The sequence below is a fragment of the Bacillus sp. FSL M7-1020 genome (genome assembly GCF_038050415.1).
Taxonomy (GTDB): Bacteria; Bacillota; Bacilli; order Bacillales; family Bacillaceae_G; genus Bacillus_A; species Bacillus_A toyonensis.
The window spans coordinates 381,963-398,860 of sequence record NZ_JBBOTW010000002.1 but is presented as its reverse complement, the minus strand read 5'-3'; the positions used below and the strand labels follow the sequence as shown (position 1 = coordinate 398,860).

Here is a 16,898-nt window from a genome sequence, read left to right as displayed (position 1 = left end):
ATATTGAGTAATATCTCTACATATAAGTTATCAGGAATCTCGATGGTATAAGTAAGGTTTATTCGATGCCTTACCAAAGAGGCAGATAAATGTAGGGATATCTGTTCTGGTGCAAAAAACGACAAGACTTATGTAATTAATGGAAATAAACAAACTGATTACGGCGTAACAACAGCTCTATTTAAAAGACATGGATTCATAGTCATTTCAGAAAAAGATTTTGAAAACAGAAAAGGATTCGACCGTTAAAACCAAACCCTTTTTATTTTTATTATTTCGCAGCTAGTTTTTCTTTCACTTTCGCAGGAATCTCGTCCTGCTTCACTTCTTCCCAACCTGATACATCTTCTTCAACTTTTTTATCAGAGTAGTAGACGCGTAGGAATGCTTCTTTACGAAGGTTTTTTTGAGTATTGAATTCTAATTCTTTTTTCTTTACCGTCTTTATCAAATACAATTAAATTATAATTAAAACGTTTTGATATTTCTCCGTTACCAATCAAAATACGTACAGATTTTAAATTCGGATGGTTTGCTAGCGTTTCGTTAAAGTGTTGGTCGTACGCTTTATAGGAAAAGCCCTAATTTACTTCTTCATATTCCTTCATATTTTTATAAAAGGTGTTTTTCTTTAGTTCTAACATTTCCATAAATATAACAACAGTTATTTCTCCATTCTTCCATTTTGAATGAGTTTCCTCTATTAAAAAAATTGATTGTTCCCCAAAACACAAAAAACACACTAAATTCTCATAAATAACTGTTGTAGTGATATGAATTTTTCGTTTTGGGATACTTTAAAATATTAGCTTGATAGCGTGGTGCTACCCCATATATAAAAAATAAAACTAAGTTTAGGTATTTATATACTTTGTAAAACACGGCGTTGAATATCCAAATAAAAACCCAGTAATATCATACATAGGTACCGATATTACTGGGCTTTATGAGTTTAACATTTTGTATATTTTGTAAAACTAATTTTCTTTTGGAATTACAATTCTTTTATACAATTGAACTGTAATAAAATAGTAAATCGAGTAAATTACTACAAAAATAATAATTGGTACCCAAATACGACTGTACGGATTAGGCAAAAGAACTCTGAACATGTTCATACCAACTAATACGTGAACAATACCCACAATTGCTGGGACTAAGAATACAAAAAATAACTCCTTATAAATTGATTGTGCTAATAACTCTTGGCGAACACCGATTTTACGAAGCATTTGATAACGTGTACAATCTTTGAATGCACCAGACAGAACTTTAAACATCAAGCAACTTGCCATCATTGCTAAAAATGCAACTCCAACGAAAAAGCCCATAAACATTAGTCCGCTGGCAAAATTATGACTCACAATATACGCTTGATACTTACTATCCAATTCTTCCGCTCTCACATTTTTATATTTTGCCATCTGTAATTCATCAAGTTTTTTCCATTCTTTTATGTATGATCCAAAATCATCTGTTTTCCCCATAAACACAGTACTTTCTTTACCCTTCATACCATCGTATATGTTTTGATCTACAATTTTCATTTCATAATCAGGATACATATAATCTGGCTGGATCGTTCTGAAAGCCTGGATCCATTGTTTTGTGTTCGTCTCTCCTTGAACCCGTTTTATTGAAAATGCACCAATGGGTATTTCCTCTGAAACTTTCTCTATTTTCATACCTTGCAAGTAAGGGCGATTTTTTTCTACATCTTCTTTAAGATAATAAACATACCTATCATCAACTTTGTAATGATATTCATGTTTTTCTTGAAATAAGATACCACCCAAAATTTTCTTTTCTTCCGCTGTTGGATTATGAATGACTGAATCGTAAATTCGCATTTGATCTGTCGTTTTTAGGATGTTGTTTTTAAATGCCATACCACAAGCAATTCCACCAGCACCAAGAGCCACTAAGATTGCTACTGTTGCAAGCACATTTGTTAGACCATTAATGCGGAAATTTAATTGTGCAAAAGTAAAAGCATTTAAGCCTTTTTCACTATGTTTTTTATTACCCTTTAGCTTGTTAATCATAACTGGGAGAAGTGATCCAAATATAAGGTAAGTACCAACGGTTGCTGTGATTAATCCAACAGCCATTAATCCTAAAGCAATTAGCGGATTTACATATGACATATAAATCAATGATGCATAACCAATACCCAATAAAAGAATACCAAGGAATGCAACTACAACGGTCATTTTTCCTTTCACGGCGACACGTTCAGTTTGTGCATCTGCATGTACAAGTTGCAGTACAGAAATACGAGATAATTTAATACTATTCATAATTGCAGATAATACAAAGAGTGCAAAGAAGAAGATGCAAGTAATAGCTATAGATGGCAGATAAAATGCTTTATAACCTTCGCCAGCAAACTCGAGTTGTTTCATTAATAGCTGACCGATACCTTCTGCAAGTCCTACACCAATTGTAATTCCAATCAAAAGAGAGGTGGCACCTAATATGATTGTTTCGATAAACATAAGTAATGTAACTTTATGCTTTTTTGCTCCTAACATCATATACATACCAAATTCTTTTTGACGAAGAGCTGATAAGAAAGAGTTTGCATATAAAATATAGAAAAATGTGATAATCGCTAACAAAACGGAACCAATTTTAAAGACAGCCACAATATCCCTAATAGAAGAGTTAGATTCAAGGAACGTTTTATTGGATGCTAGCGTTTGAAACATATAAAAAGTTGAAATAGAGACAATAAGACCAACAAGTAAAACAATGTAATCTTGCAACTTACTTTTTAGGCCTGACATAGAAAGCTTAAATAACATGATTGAACTTCCTTCCTTACGCTTTTTGTGTGCCTAAGTTTGCAAGCGCGTCTAAAATTTCTTTATAGAATTCTTCACGGGTACCACTGCGATGAATTTCTTTATATAACTCACCATCTTGAATGAATAAAATACGCTGACAGTAACTTGCACTATATGGGTCGTGAGTAACCATCATAATAGATACACCTTGTTCTTCATTTAAGTTTGTCATCGCATCAAGTAAACTTGCTGCATTTTTAGAATCAAGCGCTCCTGTTGGTTCGTCTCCTAAAATAATTGCTGGCTCATGTACTAATGCACGTGCTGCTGCTGAACGCTGTTTTTGTCCACCAGATACTTCAGATGGATACTTTTGAAGGATTGCTGAAATTCCTAACATATCAGCTACCTTTTCTACTTTCTGTCCAATATTACGTGATGAAACACCTTGAAGTGAAAGTGGAAGTGCAATGTTTTCATAAATAGATAAGTTTTCTAATAAATTAAAGTCTTGGAAGATGAATCCTAACTTTTGTGAACGGAAATCTGAAAGCTCACCTTGCTTCATTTTTGTAATATCCGTACCCGCAATTTCAACAACGCCACCTGTTGCTTTATCTAACGTTGAAATTACATTTAATAATGTTGTTTTACCAGAACCAGATGGCCCCATAATTCCGACAAACTCACCCTCTTGAATTGAGAATGAAACACCTTTTAACGCGTGTGATTGGTTCTCACCTTTTTTACCGTACACTTTTTGGACGTTTTTCACGTCTACAACTGGTTTCGTCATATATATCCTCCTACGTTTGTTTTTTCATTTCTTTAAAATAAGTTGCTATTCACATTTGCTACTAACAAAATAGTCATGTTGCATCTACCTTTTCTATAAGGCTGTCACGATGTATCCAATCGAAAGCCGTAAAGAAAATTTTATTTTTAATTTCTCCACTCACCTCATTGCTCTGAATACATACATGATAAACTATGAAAATTAGGAAACACCCTGTAAAATCCTTAAGAATTCTTAAGTTTTAAAAAAAAAAGCTTATGGAACCTGTAATTCCATAAGCCAATCTATTTGATTGGATGTTCAACAATAAAGGATATCCAGCCTTCTTTATATTCTGCATAAATATTACCATGATGAAGTTCAACAATTCTTTTTGAGATAGCAAGTCCCAGTCCATTTCCTTGATCATTTTTTCTTGCCTTATCACCCCTGAAAAATCTTTCAAACAATTTATTAGGGTCGCTAACAGGCGGCTTCTCGACTTTATTTGATACTTTCAAAATTGCTTTGTTACCTATTAATTCAAGACATACGGATAATTCGGAAGGTCTCATGCTGTACTTTATCGCATTCATAAACAGATTTTCATAAACACGTACCATTTTTTCTACATCTATGAAGATAGGTATTGTTTCTTCCGTGATTGATTTTTGAACGATTAAACTTTCCTTTTCAAATATAGGAATGTATTCTCCAACTATTTGCTCCAACAAACCTGACAAATCAACTTCATTAAGGTTTAATTTTGCATCGATATCTGATAAACGGGTGTACTCAAATAGTTCATCAATTAGATATTTCAATCTCTGTGATTTTAAATAAGTGGTTTCGAGATATTCTTGTAATTGTGCTTTACTGTCGTATTGCCCTCTTTTTAATAAATCTACATAGCCGATAATAGATGTCAATGGTGTGCGTAAGTCATGAGATACATTGGTTATGAGTTCATTTTTTGTACGTTCCAATCGTCTTTCCTGTTCAAATGTATTTTCCAATTCCTTGGACATATAATTAATATTTTGAGCAAGTTGGGTCAATTCGTCCTTCCCCTTAATCCAAATTGTCAAACCCAGTTTTCCATTGGCAATATCATTCACATTATCAGAAATGAGCTTCAAATATACTATTTTCTTTCGAACCAATATCAAAAAAAGTATGATAAAGTTACAGATTGCGAACGCAAATAAGAACAACAATGCCAAATTGCCTTCAAACACACCAAAATCTTCGTGTTTTGTAAATAATGGATCGATGACGTATTGCAAAATAAGGATTGTTAAACCAAATGAAACAAAAAAACTAACTGCAACAGCACCAAGAAGTTTTATAATGATCTTATTTCTAAAACTAACATTCTTCATATTTTATATCCAATTCCCCACACAGTTTTAATATAAATGGGATGTTTAGAATCCTCTTCAATTTTGTCTCTTATTTTTGTAATATGCACCATAACTGTATTATCTGATTTATAAAAAACCTCTTTCCAAACTGCTTCATATATTTTTGCTACACTCAGGACAATCCCTTTGTTACGGGCAAGTAGTACGAGGATATCAAACTCTTTTGGAGTTAGCCTTGTTTCCTTTCCCCTTACCCATACTTGACGTGTATCTGTATTCACGGTTAAATCACCAATTTCTAGGATGTTTTTATTATGATCTATTGACGTATTGTATTTTTTAAACCTTCTTAATTGGGATTTTACCCTAGCGATTAATTCCAATGGGTTAAACGGTTTTGATAAATAATCGTCTGCACCAGAGGCTAGACCCTGAATTTTGTCTATATCCTCCGATTTTGCAGATAACATGATGATAGGTATATTGCGGTCTTCCCTAATCTTCATACACGCTTCAATACCATCCATATTAGGCATCATAATATCTAAAATAATCAAATCAAACTCCTTTTCTTCTAACAGTTGTAAAGCTTCCATAGCATCTTCAGCTTTTTGAGTTTTCAGACCTTCATTTTCCAAATAAACAGAGATAAGATTTCTAATCTCTTTATCATCATCGACAATAAGAATTTTTGACTCCATATGATTCCTCCATATTTTTTCTCGTATTGGACAACTAAAGACATAAACAGTTGAAACATTTCTATCTTATTTTCCTCAAATTAATTCCATAAATTTTTTTGACTCCAATAAACCTTGAAATTGGAAGGGCTGCACCAACTGATTTCTAGTTCATTATATAAAAAAATAAGAAAATGATTTTTTTTCATACTTAATCCACCCACAGGTTTGAATTCATAATTATACACTAGCATCCAACTCTTAAAAAAAGGGGGGAAAAGTTCTTAAGAATTCTTAAGCTTTCTACAGCATTTTGTCATAAGGATATATAGCCACTCTTGAAGTGTTCACTATTAGGCCTCACCATACATGCCCATCAATCTAAAATTTTATAGTACCTCAGAACGAAATTTTGTACTAACTTGTAACAAAATGCTCATTTTTTTATTTTGAGATATTTGCATTTCTAAGCTTGATGGGTATGGGGTAAACGTTAATGAAAAAGAAATATTAATTCCCCAAATTTCTTCTGACTCTAAGCCGTTGCCTGGAGAAAAGAACCGATCCAGCCAAAACTTTAGTATAAATAATTTGCCCTAAGGAACACTTGGGTTAAAATGGATTATTGAAACTAGCGAGGGAGAGACTTCTACCAGTATCTCTTTCAATATTATGGTCGATGTTTTTCTAGGTCTACATCGTATTAGTTGGCGCAAATCAGCAATTTACAGTAAAAATATATGCAATCACCAATTAATTTTTTGAAAGGTTACTTTATCTCTCAGTCAGATTAAGCAGTTCAATTACCTTCTGTATCAAAAGAACAATCTCTCCAAGTATGCTATATTAAAGGCAACAAAGAATCCAGCGCACTTGATAAAATTTTATGTTACATATCTTTAGGATTATAAAATAATATAATAAAAAAGAATCTAGAAATGCTACTAGATTCTTTTTTATTTTTGGAAACAATTCATATTAAGATAAAAATGCTTTTATTTTATATAAAATAGTCGAAATAAAAACTAATAAACCGCTGACTGCCCTAAAAATAAAAGTACTATAACTAAATTTTCATTCTATTATGGTAATTGATTCATGTCACCTTTCTTGTTCTCGTTCCCCGTTACTTTCATATCAGTACATAATTATATCACCTTTCTGTTTATATAATTTACTTATAGCAAAGGCATTTAAAATCCACACTTTAACTAATTTCCATAATATTTTATTACTTAGTATCCAATTGAAAATAATAGTTGATTAAGGTTTAATAACTGCTTACAACACAATTAAACGCTAAGCTCATCACCACGGATTATAACTGTAAAAGCATGTATGACAACATTTCACTTCCAATTATTAATAAACATAATAGGGTACAGAAAAACATCCTTTTAGTATAAAATTCTATGAGGTATCTAACAAATGAAAGTAGAACCTGCCTTACTATCCCCATCAAGCCAAGTTTTGGTGTTCTATGAACTTTTGCCTATAGAATTAATATTTTGATACGCTTGCCAAATAATTCTTGATGGATAAATATATCTCACCGAAATTTTTTAGCAAACAAATGAAACTCATTTTTAAATAAAAACGCCATCCTTTCTATAGATTTCTATAAAAAGAATGACGCTTTCTATTAATTATAAGCATAAATTCATCTTAGATTGTTGGTAATATAACTAGACTTATTCCCATGCAGCAAATGCTACATAATCTTCTTTACCATATTGTTTTGATATTCATCTGCGTGAATTATATCAACTTCTCCAACATGGTCTGGCTGAAATCCTGTTCCATCTCCATTATCAATAGGTTTCACTAGAGAAACTAACATAAGCCCCGTAACTTCAGATTCTTTAGAAGTTAGCTTCAATGGAAGACCTTTAGATTTAATAGATGCGTTTACTACACCTAATTTTAAAAAGATTTTATATACCATGCATTCATAGTGGAGTGTTCAGAACCTGGTAGTGGTTCATTTAAAAGTATAAATCCAAATTTTTCATATAATTGACATGCAGTTTTTAATTCATGCATTGTTTCTAAATAACACTTTTCATAATGTTTAGAGGCAAATGACAAAGCTGTTTCCATTAGTTTCCTGGAAAACCCTAAACCTTGTGCTTTTGGACTTAAGTATAGCTTTTGTAATTCGCAAACTTTTTCATGTTCGTTAAACGGTGCTATACCAATTCCACCAACAACTTCTCCTTCCATGTCTACTACCCAATAGTTCGCATGTTTTAGATTATTATAATATTGGTGTAGGTCGTTAAGCTGAGGGTCAAAATAAGCTGTTCCAGGAAGCGCTAATCCAAGTGATTTTAATGAATCTTGTATAATTTCTTTTATTTTTGCATTGTCTTCTTTTTTCATTTCTCGAATAATCATATACGATCTCCTTCAATTAGGTTTTAATAAAGATTGCAATAGATTTTTGAAAATGGCAACCCTAAAATGTTGACTAAGTCCATATTTCATGAGTACAGTTATATTAATATTAAATGTGGACTTAGTCAACAAAAGGAGGATCTATGGATAAAAAAATTATTTATGAAATCAGACTATTCAACCGATTTTATACAAAGGTACTTGATTTATTTAATAACCAGATTCTAGATACAGATTACTCATTAACCGAAACACGAATACTATTTGAAATAAGCGAAAGAACAGAGTGTATTGCGAATAATCTAGTACAAGAACTTAATATTGATAGAAGCTATATGAGCAGAATTTTACGTAGATTTGAGAAGGAAGAATTAATAGAAAAAAGAAGCTCAATAAAAGACAGCAGAAAAAACTTGCTCTTTTTGACAAAAAAAGGAGAGGAACTACTAGATATAATTCATATTCAGTCAGATGAACAAATAAATCAATTGTTTAATGGACTAAGTGATAGTGAGATTAATGAAATTCGCGTTTCCATGATGGTAATAAAAGACAAATTAGATAAAAATATTAAACAAAAGTAAAAACATGAATGAGTTTAAAGAACTAATTGGAGTAACGTCACACATCCATCAACTTAACAGAACAGGTTACCCCTAAAACGATAAAAATGAACTTTGATGCTATAAAAAACACAAATTTTTGTTTAGGGGATACTTTAAAATATTAGCTTGATGGGCATGGGGTACAGCCGAGTAATTGATAAATCTCCTATCTTGTTTTTCTCTCTATTTTTTTGCTTACATTAGAAATGCTAAATTGTATAATGACTCATATTAAGCTTACACATAGACTTGCTAGTAACTTTTCATACTAATTATTCCTTTCTTCATGCTGTAATACTTAATAGATAACCTAAATAATAAAATTGTTCCACATTTACAAAAAAAATAATTAACTATAAGATGAAATAGACTATATAAGGGAGGGTTATATGTTACATATAAAAAGATGGAAATTTTTTGCGATTCTTTCTATTGTAGGTTTGATTTTACTACTTTTAATAAAAATCAACTTCATTTCAATTACTATCGCAACTTCTTCAGCTGAAAGAGGAAAAATTTCCGATCAAAATGGGGTCATACTAGCTACAAATAAGAAAGTGAAGTCTCTATATTGCACTTCTAATGATGAAAAGCTATCGAATCAAGATACATTAGACACATTAGCTTTTTTCAATCAATTTTCAAACGAGTTTCAACATGACATTTCTGCAGAGGACATAAAATCACACTTACAACACTCTTGTAAAAAGCAGACTATGAATGATATACCGTTATACTCTGACATAAATGAGAGTGAACTTACATTCATAAACAAGAATAAACCCAATAATGTAATAATTAAAGATGAATGGATTCGATATTATCCAAAACAAGAAATTGGTTCACAGCTAATTGGATATGTAGAAAATGACCTTAATTCTAAATATGGACCTGTGGGAAAAAGTGGGGTTGAGCTTCAATATGAAAATGATTTAAAAGGAAAACCCGGAAAAACTCTGATTTTTAAAATGAATAATAAAAAGTTCTCATGGAACATTCAAAAAGTACAAAGAGGAAAAGATGTCCGGCTAGCTTTAGACTCGAAATTGCAGCAAAAAACAGAGGAAGCATTAAGATCTCAAATTAAGAAAATACCTGATGCTAAAGCTGGTTATGTTGTAGTAACTGATGTAAAAACTGGCGCAATTTTAACTATGGCCAACTCGGCAGTTTTTAATCCAAATACATTACATACACATGTATCATCTAAAAATGAAAACATTAAATCACTTTCGCAGAACAAAGCAATTCAAAAATTAAAGTATGGTGAATCTTATGTAAATATGGCCTCTACTATAAAGCCGCTTACTATTTTAATCGGATTAAACGAAAAGCTTTTTCAACCTGAAGATACTTATTTAGATAAGGGTACTTTTCAGTATGATAATCAAAATAACATTACGAATGCACCTGGAACACCAACAGGTGAGATTACACCAAGGCAGGCTATCATTAATTCATCTAATACATTTATGACAGCAAAAGTAGCTCTGCCCTTATTCAACAAAAATAATGGGAATATAGAAAAAGTGGCACATATATGGACAGATTATTTAATGCAATTCGGCCTACGTTCTAAAACCGGGATTGATTTACCCTTTGAAGAAGACGGACAATATGAATTCCATCCATCTAATAAGTTTGAAAATGGAATCTCCGCTTTATTAAATGCCTCTTGGGGAGGAAATGAAGTGCATACCCCTCTTCAACTCGCTCAATATGCAGCAACTTTGGCAAGTAAAGGTGATAAGTATAAACCTCAAATCGTAAGTGCTATTATGAGTCAGGACGGTAAGGAAACAAAAAAGTTTAAACCAATTTTAGAAAGTTCAAATCGTTATCCTATGGAATTTTGGAGTGTCGTGCAAGGTGGAATGAGTCAAAATATAGAGGAGATTAAAAATTTACCCTTTCATGTCGCAGGTAAAACGGGTAATACCGATTCTCCGAATGAGCAAGAAAGAATGATAAATCATTCACTTTTCATTGCATATGCTCCTACCGAAGATCCACAAATCGCCATTTCTGTCGTTATTCCTGGTAGTAATTCAGAAAAAAACATCGCTGCTCTCGTTACAGCAGAAGTTTTAGAGTTCTGGCATACACTTCAATAAGAAAATAAAAACAAAGAGGAAGGTTCATTAAAGTGAACCTTCCTCTTTTACCATATAGAACCTATATCTATTATTTTCCACATGCCTTCATGATCCTTTTCGAACACGAATGAATATTTAATATCAGTTAAAACATACTCTTTTTGTACATACCCAGTATTACCGTTAAATGTCGATATTTTTATATATCCATCATTCTGCTCTTTTTCTGGAATCCAAGCTTTTACCATTTCATTAGATACTTCATATAAAACTTGTGATTCTCGTTTTGGTTCAGCTAAAATTTTCGTTTTATTTCCAGTAACAGTTACATATATAAAATGTTCTCGCTTTGATTGGTTACTTTCTGTCATTCCACTTGGTACTTTATATACTTTCTTTGTATCATTTGCAAATTCTCCCCCCATTGTAAGAGCGACTTGCAACTCATGAAAAATATCTTCATCAAACTTCAATTCATGCTTCTTATAACTCTTCCCTTTAAATAGAACTTCATTATTTAATGCTCTATACAAATCATTTTCATTTTTTGAATTTGTGCTTTGATATAAATCATTCATAAATTGTTTTAATGATGGATCTTGAGCAGACTCATCTTTTGTTTTCGGCTTAATTTGTGTACTACTTTGTACCGGTGATTTATTATCATCAAGCCCAGGTTGTTGAACAATAAAAAATAACATTGTACAAACCAAAACAACTGCAACAGGCAATGCTTTTTTACGAAATGGTCTCTTATTTGTTACAGAATCTACTTCACTATTTTGATATACCGATTGCTTTATTTTATAAATAAATTCTTCTTCATCTTTCCGATGCTCCATTGGGCCTTTTTTCAATTTACTATACCAATCAGGATTTTTTTTACTGTTCATCACTACTACCCTCCCCTATTAGTTTTGAAACTTTACTTCTCGCTCGGCTTAATCTAGATTTGACTGTTCCAATTGATACACCTAATGTTTCAGCCATTTCTTCATAAGATAATTCATATTTCGCGTCCAGTATTAGTATTTCACGGTGTTTTTTAGGTAGTTTTAATACAACATCCCACACTTCATTTAGTTCCTCTTGCTTAAAAAACTCTTGTTCTGCCGAGGAAGATTGCTTGTCGTCACTAAAAAATCCCACTAAAGATATCCTTTTAAAATAAGAGGATTTCAAATAGTTTATCGCTGTATTTCTTGTAATTTTTAATATCCACGTTTTAATAGATGACTCCTTTCGAAACGAATGCCAATGTTTAAAAACCTTTATAAAGACATCTTGTGTGATGTCATCTGATAAGTGTGGATCTTTCGTAATAATAAATGAATAATTCCATACATCTTGCCAATAGTCTTTAATAACATAGTCAAGCTCATCATGATTACATTTTTCAATAAACTTCTGTTCCATTTCCACACCTCAAACGTATTTGAATAAACATAAAACTGCCCTCACTTTTAATATGGTTTCAATAGATAGACATGATACAAGTCTCATTTGTTCCATAGCTCTTTTTTCTATATAACTGCTCTTTCTGTATTTGAATACGTTGTCGTTCTTCTTCCTCTTTCTTTATTTTTTCTTGATGGTTATTTAGCTCTTCTTGATCCCTTTGTATTTTGTTTCTGGTGCAAAAACAAAGTAAAAGAGAATAAAATATATATTCCTAACGGAATCGTATTTTATGCTACACGTCCTTCTACTATATTATTCAAGTACTTTTGTTGTCTAAGTTGCATACCATCAGGTATGCTCTTTCTTTTTTCAACTGCTCAATTGCTATAGAATAAGCCGGATGCTTATCGACTGTTATTACACGTGGCTTTGAAACATAAAAAGGCCGCAAAGCTTTCCTAAAAAAGCGCTTTGCAGCCTCTTGATTTCTTGTTTTGTTTAGACAAAAATCGATTGTGTTGCCTTTCGAATCAACAATACGTTACAGGTACATCCATTGCCCTTTAAACTTTTATAAATGTTTTATAAATGTTTCATCAGTTTCTCGCACCCTCTTTAATGTACTTGCCCATATAAAATCTGGTGGAAAGTCATTTTTGACTTTATGTACTAAACCTCCCACTTTTCATCTACCCATTTCCGTTAATTCAAAATCTGCTCTTACTTCATGCACGTTTAAAATATCCGCTTCCGATTCCCCGTACCTAATTAATAGCATACCGTTTCCCCCTTACATCTTTTAAACCGAATGGATATATCATTATATTTTATCTATTTATTCAAATTAACGATAAATCCTTACTTTTAATAACATATTCTTTTAATTGGCAAAATCTATTTTCTCTTCATACTACCTGTACTCTTTCCTCAACAAAAACAATACAAAATGCGGTCTTTCCATCAATAATTAACACTTTTTAATAATAAAAAAGATGTCCAAAAAAATTTTATTTTTTTAGACATCCTTTTAATCTATTTTATTAATAATCCCGTAGGAGTAACTTGATATGTTTTTTTCTTACCCACAAATTCCTGTTTACTATTCTCAAGATTAGTAAGTGTGGCACGTGTCTTTTCCTTTTGTGCTTCTCCCTCTATATGAGTAAATTCAATATAATCCCCTACTTTGACTGAAACGGTTTGGCTTTCAAAAGGTTGTTGTCTATTTCCTACAATTTCTTTATTGTACAAGATATTGCCCCATGAGTTTTGAACTTTAATGCTTGCATACGTACTAGTAAAATAGGAATGGGGTATACCCGCTTCTAATTTAATCTGCATTTTCTCTGTTGTTTTGTTATATTGTACTTTCGCGATTTCTCGATCATTATATCCCTTTAATGACCAAGCGAATTGATTTCCATCTAAAACCGTTGTTTCTGGCATTTTCTCTACTTTCTTCAGGCCTTCTTTTGTAACTTGATATCTTGCTGTTTTTCCAATGGTTTCATTTTTGTTATTTTCAAGGTTAATTAAAGTTGCTCGCGTCTTTTCCTTTGTTGCTTCCCCTTCTATATGAGTAAGTTCAATGTAATCCCCTATTTTAACGGGCACAGTTTGGCTTTCAGCATTTTGTTGTTTATTTCCCAAAATTTCCTTATTGTACAGGACGTTGCCAGAAGCATTCTGGACCTTAATACTCGCATACGTACTAGCAAAGTAGGAATGTGGTACACCTGCTTCTAGTTTTACCTTCATCTGTTCTGCCGTTTTATCATAATCTACTTTTGCAATTTCTCTATCACTATATCCTTTTAATGACCATGTAAATTGATTTCCATCTAAAATTGTTGCTTCTGGCATTTTTTCTACTTTCTTCAGACCTTCTTTGGTAACTTCGTATATGGCTTTTTTTCCAAAGCTCTCTTGTTTACTATTATCGACATTCGTAAAAGTAGCTCTATGCACACCTTCTAAATGTGTTAACTCGATATAATCTCCTACTTTGACTGGTACCTTTTGTGATTCAGCATTTTGTTGTTTGTTTCCATAAATGTCTTTCTTGTATACTACTTTTCCTGATGCATTTTGTACTTTAATACTCGCATACGTTTCATTAAAATAATGATGCGGTACGCCTGCTTTTAAGTCGATTTGCATTTCTTCTGTCGGCTTATTGAAATTGATTTTAGCAAACTCAAAATCACTAATTCCTTTTAGTGACCATGCAAACTTGTTTCCTTCTAAAATATTATTTTCATTAGGCATATCTGGTTTAATTGGCTTAGAATCCGTTCCCTTCCAAATCTCTGCTGTTAAAATTGGATATCCTAATGCAGTCACTTTTTGAATAGTATCGTTATTTGGACGTAATCCCCACTTCTCAAAGAAAGGAATCAAATTTTGTTTGGCTACTTTTGATGCTGAAATCATAAATAATTGTTTTTTATTTTCATCAGTTTGTGGAAGTTCATTTGAAGGCATGTCTCTATACAATTGATGCAATTTAGGATAGAAATCCTCTCCATACGCTAACTGTAGCTGCCAAAGCATAACAAGCTTAACCATAACATCGCTAATTTCGTCATAATTTTTATTGGTCTGTTCTAGATATTGAAATGCCTTCGTATAATGTCCATATTTCTCTAATTGAGATGGTTGATTAAATGCTTTTTCTACAGAAAGGCTGTAAATGTTATTTTGCACTTCTGTCATATTTTTAAAATTCCAAGGCCATTGCTGTCTCATATGTCCCGCCTCATGCCAAGGCCCCCAACCATCTTTTATAAACTTATTAATATCTAACACGTGTTGGATAGCATCTCCTACATATGCGGTTCGATAAGAAGTTGCATACATATAATAATCAGGAGAATGATTTTCCTCTACGTAATGAACATAATGTTTATCTACTTGTTCTTCGGATAATCCAGCTACTTTGTCTTGAATTCGAGTAGCTTCATCCATCTTTTTTAAGAGTTGTACAGGATCTGTATTAGAACCCAACAAATATTTCTTAACACGTGCAGGGCTGGCTGTAATTAATACACGTTCTCCTTTTAACTCCACTGCATGTGCATTTGGATATTGGTCCAGCATGTTTATTAAATCTTGTTTCGTATGCTTTCCTAGTTCAAAGAAAGGAGTAGTCGTCCCACCTGTTGTGACTGTTGTTCGAATGGTACCACCTTGTTGTTTATTATAAAAATAAATCAATCCCCCATTTGGAGATTGGATTGTGTTTATACCCGGTTTTAATGTAAATGATTTTATTTTAGAATCTTCTCTCCAAGAAGCATCATACGAATACGTTCCAATGTATGCTTGAATATCTTGATTTCCTTCTACATTAATTGTTATTTGTTCATTTGGCTTTGCATATAAACCAGTTGGTTCATATGGACTAAATGCCATACTTTTTCTTTCCTGTTGTTTCAGTACCTCAACATCCCCTTTTCCTGGGACTGTAAATGTTCTATTTTCTGATTTAACTGACTTTTCATTTTGCAGTGATGTCGATAAATTTTTTTGCTGCTGCCTTTCCTCTGCAAAAACATCTGGTGAAGAAGCCATTCCAGAAGCAAGTATAGTTAATGTTGCAGTAGCTACAAGTATTCTTTTGGTTTTATGCTTTGATTTATTCCCCATAGTATCTCCCTCTCATTTTCCTTGATAAATTTAAAAGTTTTCATTTCTTTAGCATGGTTTACGTGCAAAAACAGTTCATGAACTTGTATTTATTACTTTTTACATAGCCCTCCCTTTACTCTGTTTATAATTATATTTAGATGTTATTTTATGACACATATAAATACAACTTTATAAAATATCTATCAAAAACGTGTATTTATGTTTTAATCTAGTATTCCTAACTGTCTTACAAATCAAATAAATTACACAAAGGTAGTCATTTCGTGTGAATAATACATTAAATCTAATTAATTACAGAGTAATAATTCACAAAAAATTAATATTATGTAAAATTCAAGAAAATAAATAGCTATAGGCGGAATTGTCATATATACATTTACACCGCTAAGTCATTTACTACCATCAGAATACTTCATTCTTTTTTCTCTTATAGTTTAAGTTTTTAAGTTATTGGGAGATAAAAGCGTCATCTTTTCCTAGGATTCCGCAGAAAAGGTAGCGTAGTTTTTATATTTTATCATTTTAGCCAAGAAGACTCCTTTCTCAAGGAACGTGAAATGAGTAGGCGGGAGATGAATTGGCTTCGGACAAGGGATGGCAGGAAGTCATCTTAATTGTTCGACATACTTACATTGTTACTTCAATATCATTCGAATGTACGTTTGTTGTATAATAGGTACATCAAAATGGGTGTGAAAGGAATGATGATCAATAAAGCATATAAATTTCGTATCTATCCAAATAAAGCACAAGCAACCTTAATCATTCATTAGTTAGCTACTGAAAATACTTTGTTTCAATTGTATGATTAGGGTGTATGATAATAAGTTTAAAAATTATAGAAAAAACCCCGATTTGATTATCTTTCAAAATGAAAGTAAGCCTATGACTCAAAATTACATGTATCTTGGCAGTACCCCTATATTTACCTTTAACAGTACAATTTTTTCATTTGTAAGTTTCTTCAAAATTGCCCCATCACTTAACAAGCCTAATTATCATTTATTTTTCTTTATAACCTGATTCTATGATATAATCATAATGAGTCGGGGAATCACTCTCCCCTCTATGTACTTATATTTTATCTATTCATTTTGGCGTTTAGTCCTGTAAAGCTAAGCGTCCTTTTTCTTTTTTCCC

The 16,898-nt window shown here is 32.1% G+C and carries 11 protein-coding genes and 6 pseudogenes; 4 read left to right on the top strand and 13 right to left on the bottom strand.

Annotation, left to right across the window (positions count from 1 at the left end):
* Positions 1-271: 271 nt before the first annotated feature.
* From MHB70_RS28550 to MHB70_RS28525, 6 genes and pseudogenes are all read right to left on the bottom strand, one after another.
* Positions 272-494: pseudogene (locus MHB70_RS28550) on the bottom strand (YxeA family protein); the annotation flags it as partial.
* 87 nt (positions 495-581) lie between these two features.
* Positions 582-722 (bottom strand): annotated as a pseudogene (locus tag MHB70_RS28545) (integrase); the annotation flags it as partial.
* Positions 723-977: 255 nt separating this feature from the next.
* Positions 978-2,807, bottom strand: coding sequence for an FtsX-like permease family protein (locus tag MHB70_RS28540; protein ID WP_061530477.1), 1,830 nt, complete (start codon positions 2,805-2,807; stop codon positions 978-980).
* A gap of 16 nt (positions 2,808-2,823) precedes the next feature.
* Positions 2,824-3,585, bottom strand: a complete 762-nt coding sequence (locus MHB70_RS28535; protein ID WP_061530478.1) for an ABC transporter ATP-binding protein — start codon at positions 3,583-3,585, stop codon at positions 2,824-2,826.
* Between the two features lie 284 nt (positions 3,586-3,869).
* Positions 3,870-4,946, bottom strand: coding sequence for a HAMP domain-containing sensor histidine kinase (locus MHB70_RS28530; RefSeq protein ID WP_061530479.1), 1,077 nt, complete (start codon positions 4,944-4,946; stop codon positions 3,870-3,872).
* Positions 4,943-5,629 (bottom strand): response regulator transcription factor, encoded by a 687-nt coding sequence (locus MHB70_RS28525; RefSeq protein WP_061530480.1) that lies wholly within the window; start codon positions 5,627-5,629, stop codon positions 4,943-4,945. The genes MHB70_RS28530 and MHB70_RS28525 overlap by 4 nt, the downstream gene beginning before the upstream one ends.
* 462 nt (positions 5,630-6,091) lie before the next feature.
* Here MHB70_RS28525 and MHB70_RS28520 point away from each other — a divergent pair.
* A pseudogene (locus tag MHB70_RS28520) lies at positions 6,092-6,365 on the top strand (phosphatidylinositol-specific phospholipase C); the annotation flags it as partial.
* 954 nt (positions 6,366-7,319) lie between these two features.
* Here the strand turns inward: MHB70_RS28520 and MHB70_RS28515 are convergent.
* Both MHB70_RS28515 and MHB70_RS28510 read right to left on the bottom strand, forming a co-directional pair.
* Positions 7,320-7,487: a hypothetical protein gene (locus tag MHB70_RS28515; protein WP_255298309.1), complete on the bottom strand. Its 168-nt coding sequence runs from the start codon at positions 7,485-7,487 to the stop codon at positions 7,320-7,322.
* 44 nt (positions 7,488-7,531) lie between these two features.
* Positions 7,532-8,005, bottom strand: a complete 474-nt coding sequence (locus MHB70_RS28510; protein WP_061530704.1) for a GNAT family N-acetyltransferase — start codon at positions 8,003-8,005, stop codon at positions 7,532-7,534.
* A gap of 143 nt (positions 8,006-8,148) precedes the next feature.
* Here MHB70_RS28510 and MHB70_RS28505 point away from each other — a divergent pair, with 143 nt between their 5' ends.
* Positions 8,149-8,589 carry a MarR family winged helix-turn-helix transcriptional regulator gene (locus MHB70_RS28505; RefSeq protein WP_061530705.1) on the top strand — a complete coding sequence of 147 codons (441 nt, stop codon included), beginning with the start codon at positions 8,149-8,151 and terminating at the stop codon, positions 8,587-8,589.
* A gap of 410 nt (positions 8,590-8,999) precedes the next feature.
* Positions 9,000-10,724, top strand: coding sequence for a peptidoglycan D,D-transpeptidase FtsI family protein (locus MHB70_RS28500; RefSeq protein WP_098646536.1), 1,725 nt, complete (start codon positions 9,000-9,002; stop codon positions 10,722-10,724).
* A gap of 47 nt (positions 10,725-10,771) precedes the next feature.
* On the opposite strand, the gene MHB70_RS28495 is transcribed toward MHB70_RS28500, so the two are convergent.
* The 5 genes and pseudogenes from MHB70_RS28495 to MHB70_RS28480 form a co-directional block, all read right to left on the bottom strand.
* Positions 10,772-11,599: an SH3 domain-containing protein gene (locus MHB70_RS28495; protein ID WP_061530598.1), complete on the bottom strand. Its 828-nt coding sequence runs from the start codon at positions 11,597-11,599 to the stop codon at positions 10,772-10,774.
* Positions 11,589-12,122 (bottom strand): RNA polymerase sigma factor, encoded by a 534-nt coding sequence (locus MHB70_RS28490; protein WP_061530599.1) that lies wholly within the window; start codon positions 12,120-12,122, stop codon positions 11,589-11,591. Before MHB70_RS28490 ends, MHB70_RS28495 begins: the two co-directional genes overlap by 11 nt.
* Before the next feature lie 287 nt (positions 12,123-12,409).
* A pseudogene (locus tag MHB70_RS28485) lies at positions 12,410-12,678 on the bottom strand (DDE-type integrase/transposase/recombinase); the annotation flags it as partial.
* 18 nt (positions 12,679-12,696) lie between these two features.
* Positions 12,697-12,885: pseudogene (locus tag MHB70_RS31230) on the bottom strand (histidine phosphatase family protein); the annotation flags it as partial.
* A gap of 254 nt (positions 12,886-13,139) precedes the next feature.
* Positions 13,140-15,755 (bottom strand): putative mucin/carbohydrate-binding domain-containing protein, encoded by a 2,616-nt coding sequence (locus MHB70_RS28480; protein ID WP_341343703.1) that lies wholly within the window; start codon positions 15,753-15,755, stop codon positions 13,140-13,142.
* Positions 15,756-16,459: 704 nt separating this feature from the next.
* Between MHB70_RS28480 and MHB70_RS28475 the strand changes: the two are divergent.
* Positions 16,460-16,522, top strand: a pseudogene (locus MHB70_RS28475) (helix-turn-helix domain-containing protein); the annotation flags it as partial.
* Positions 16,523-16,898 lie beyond the last annotated feature (376 nt).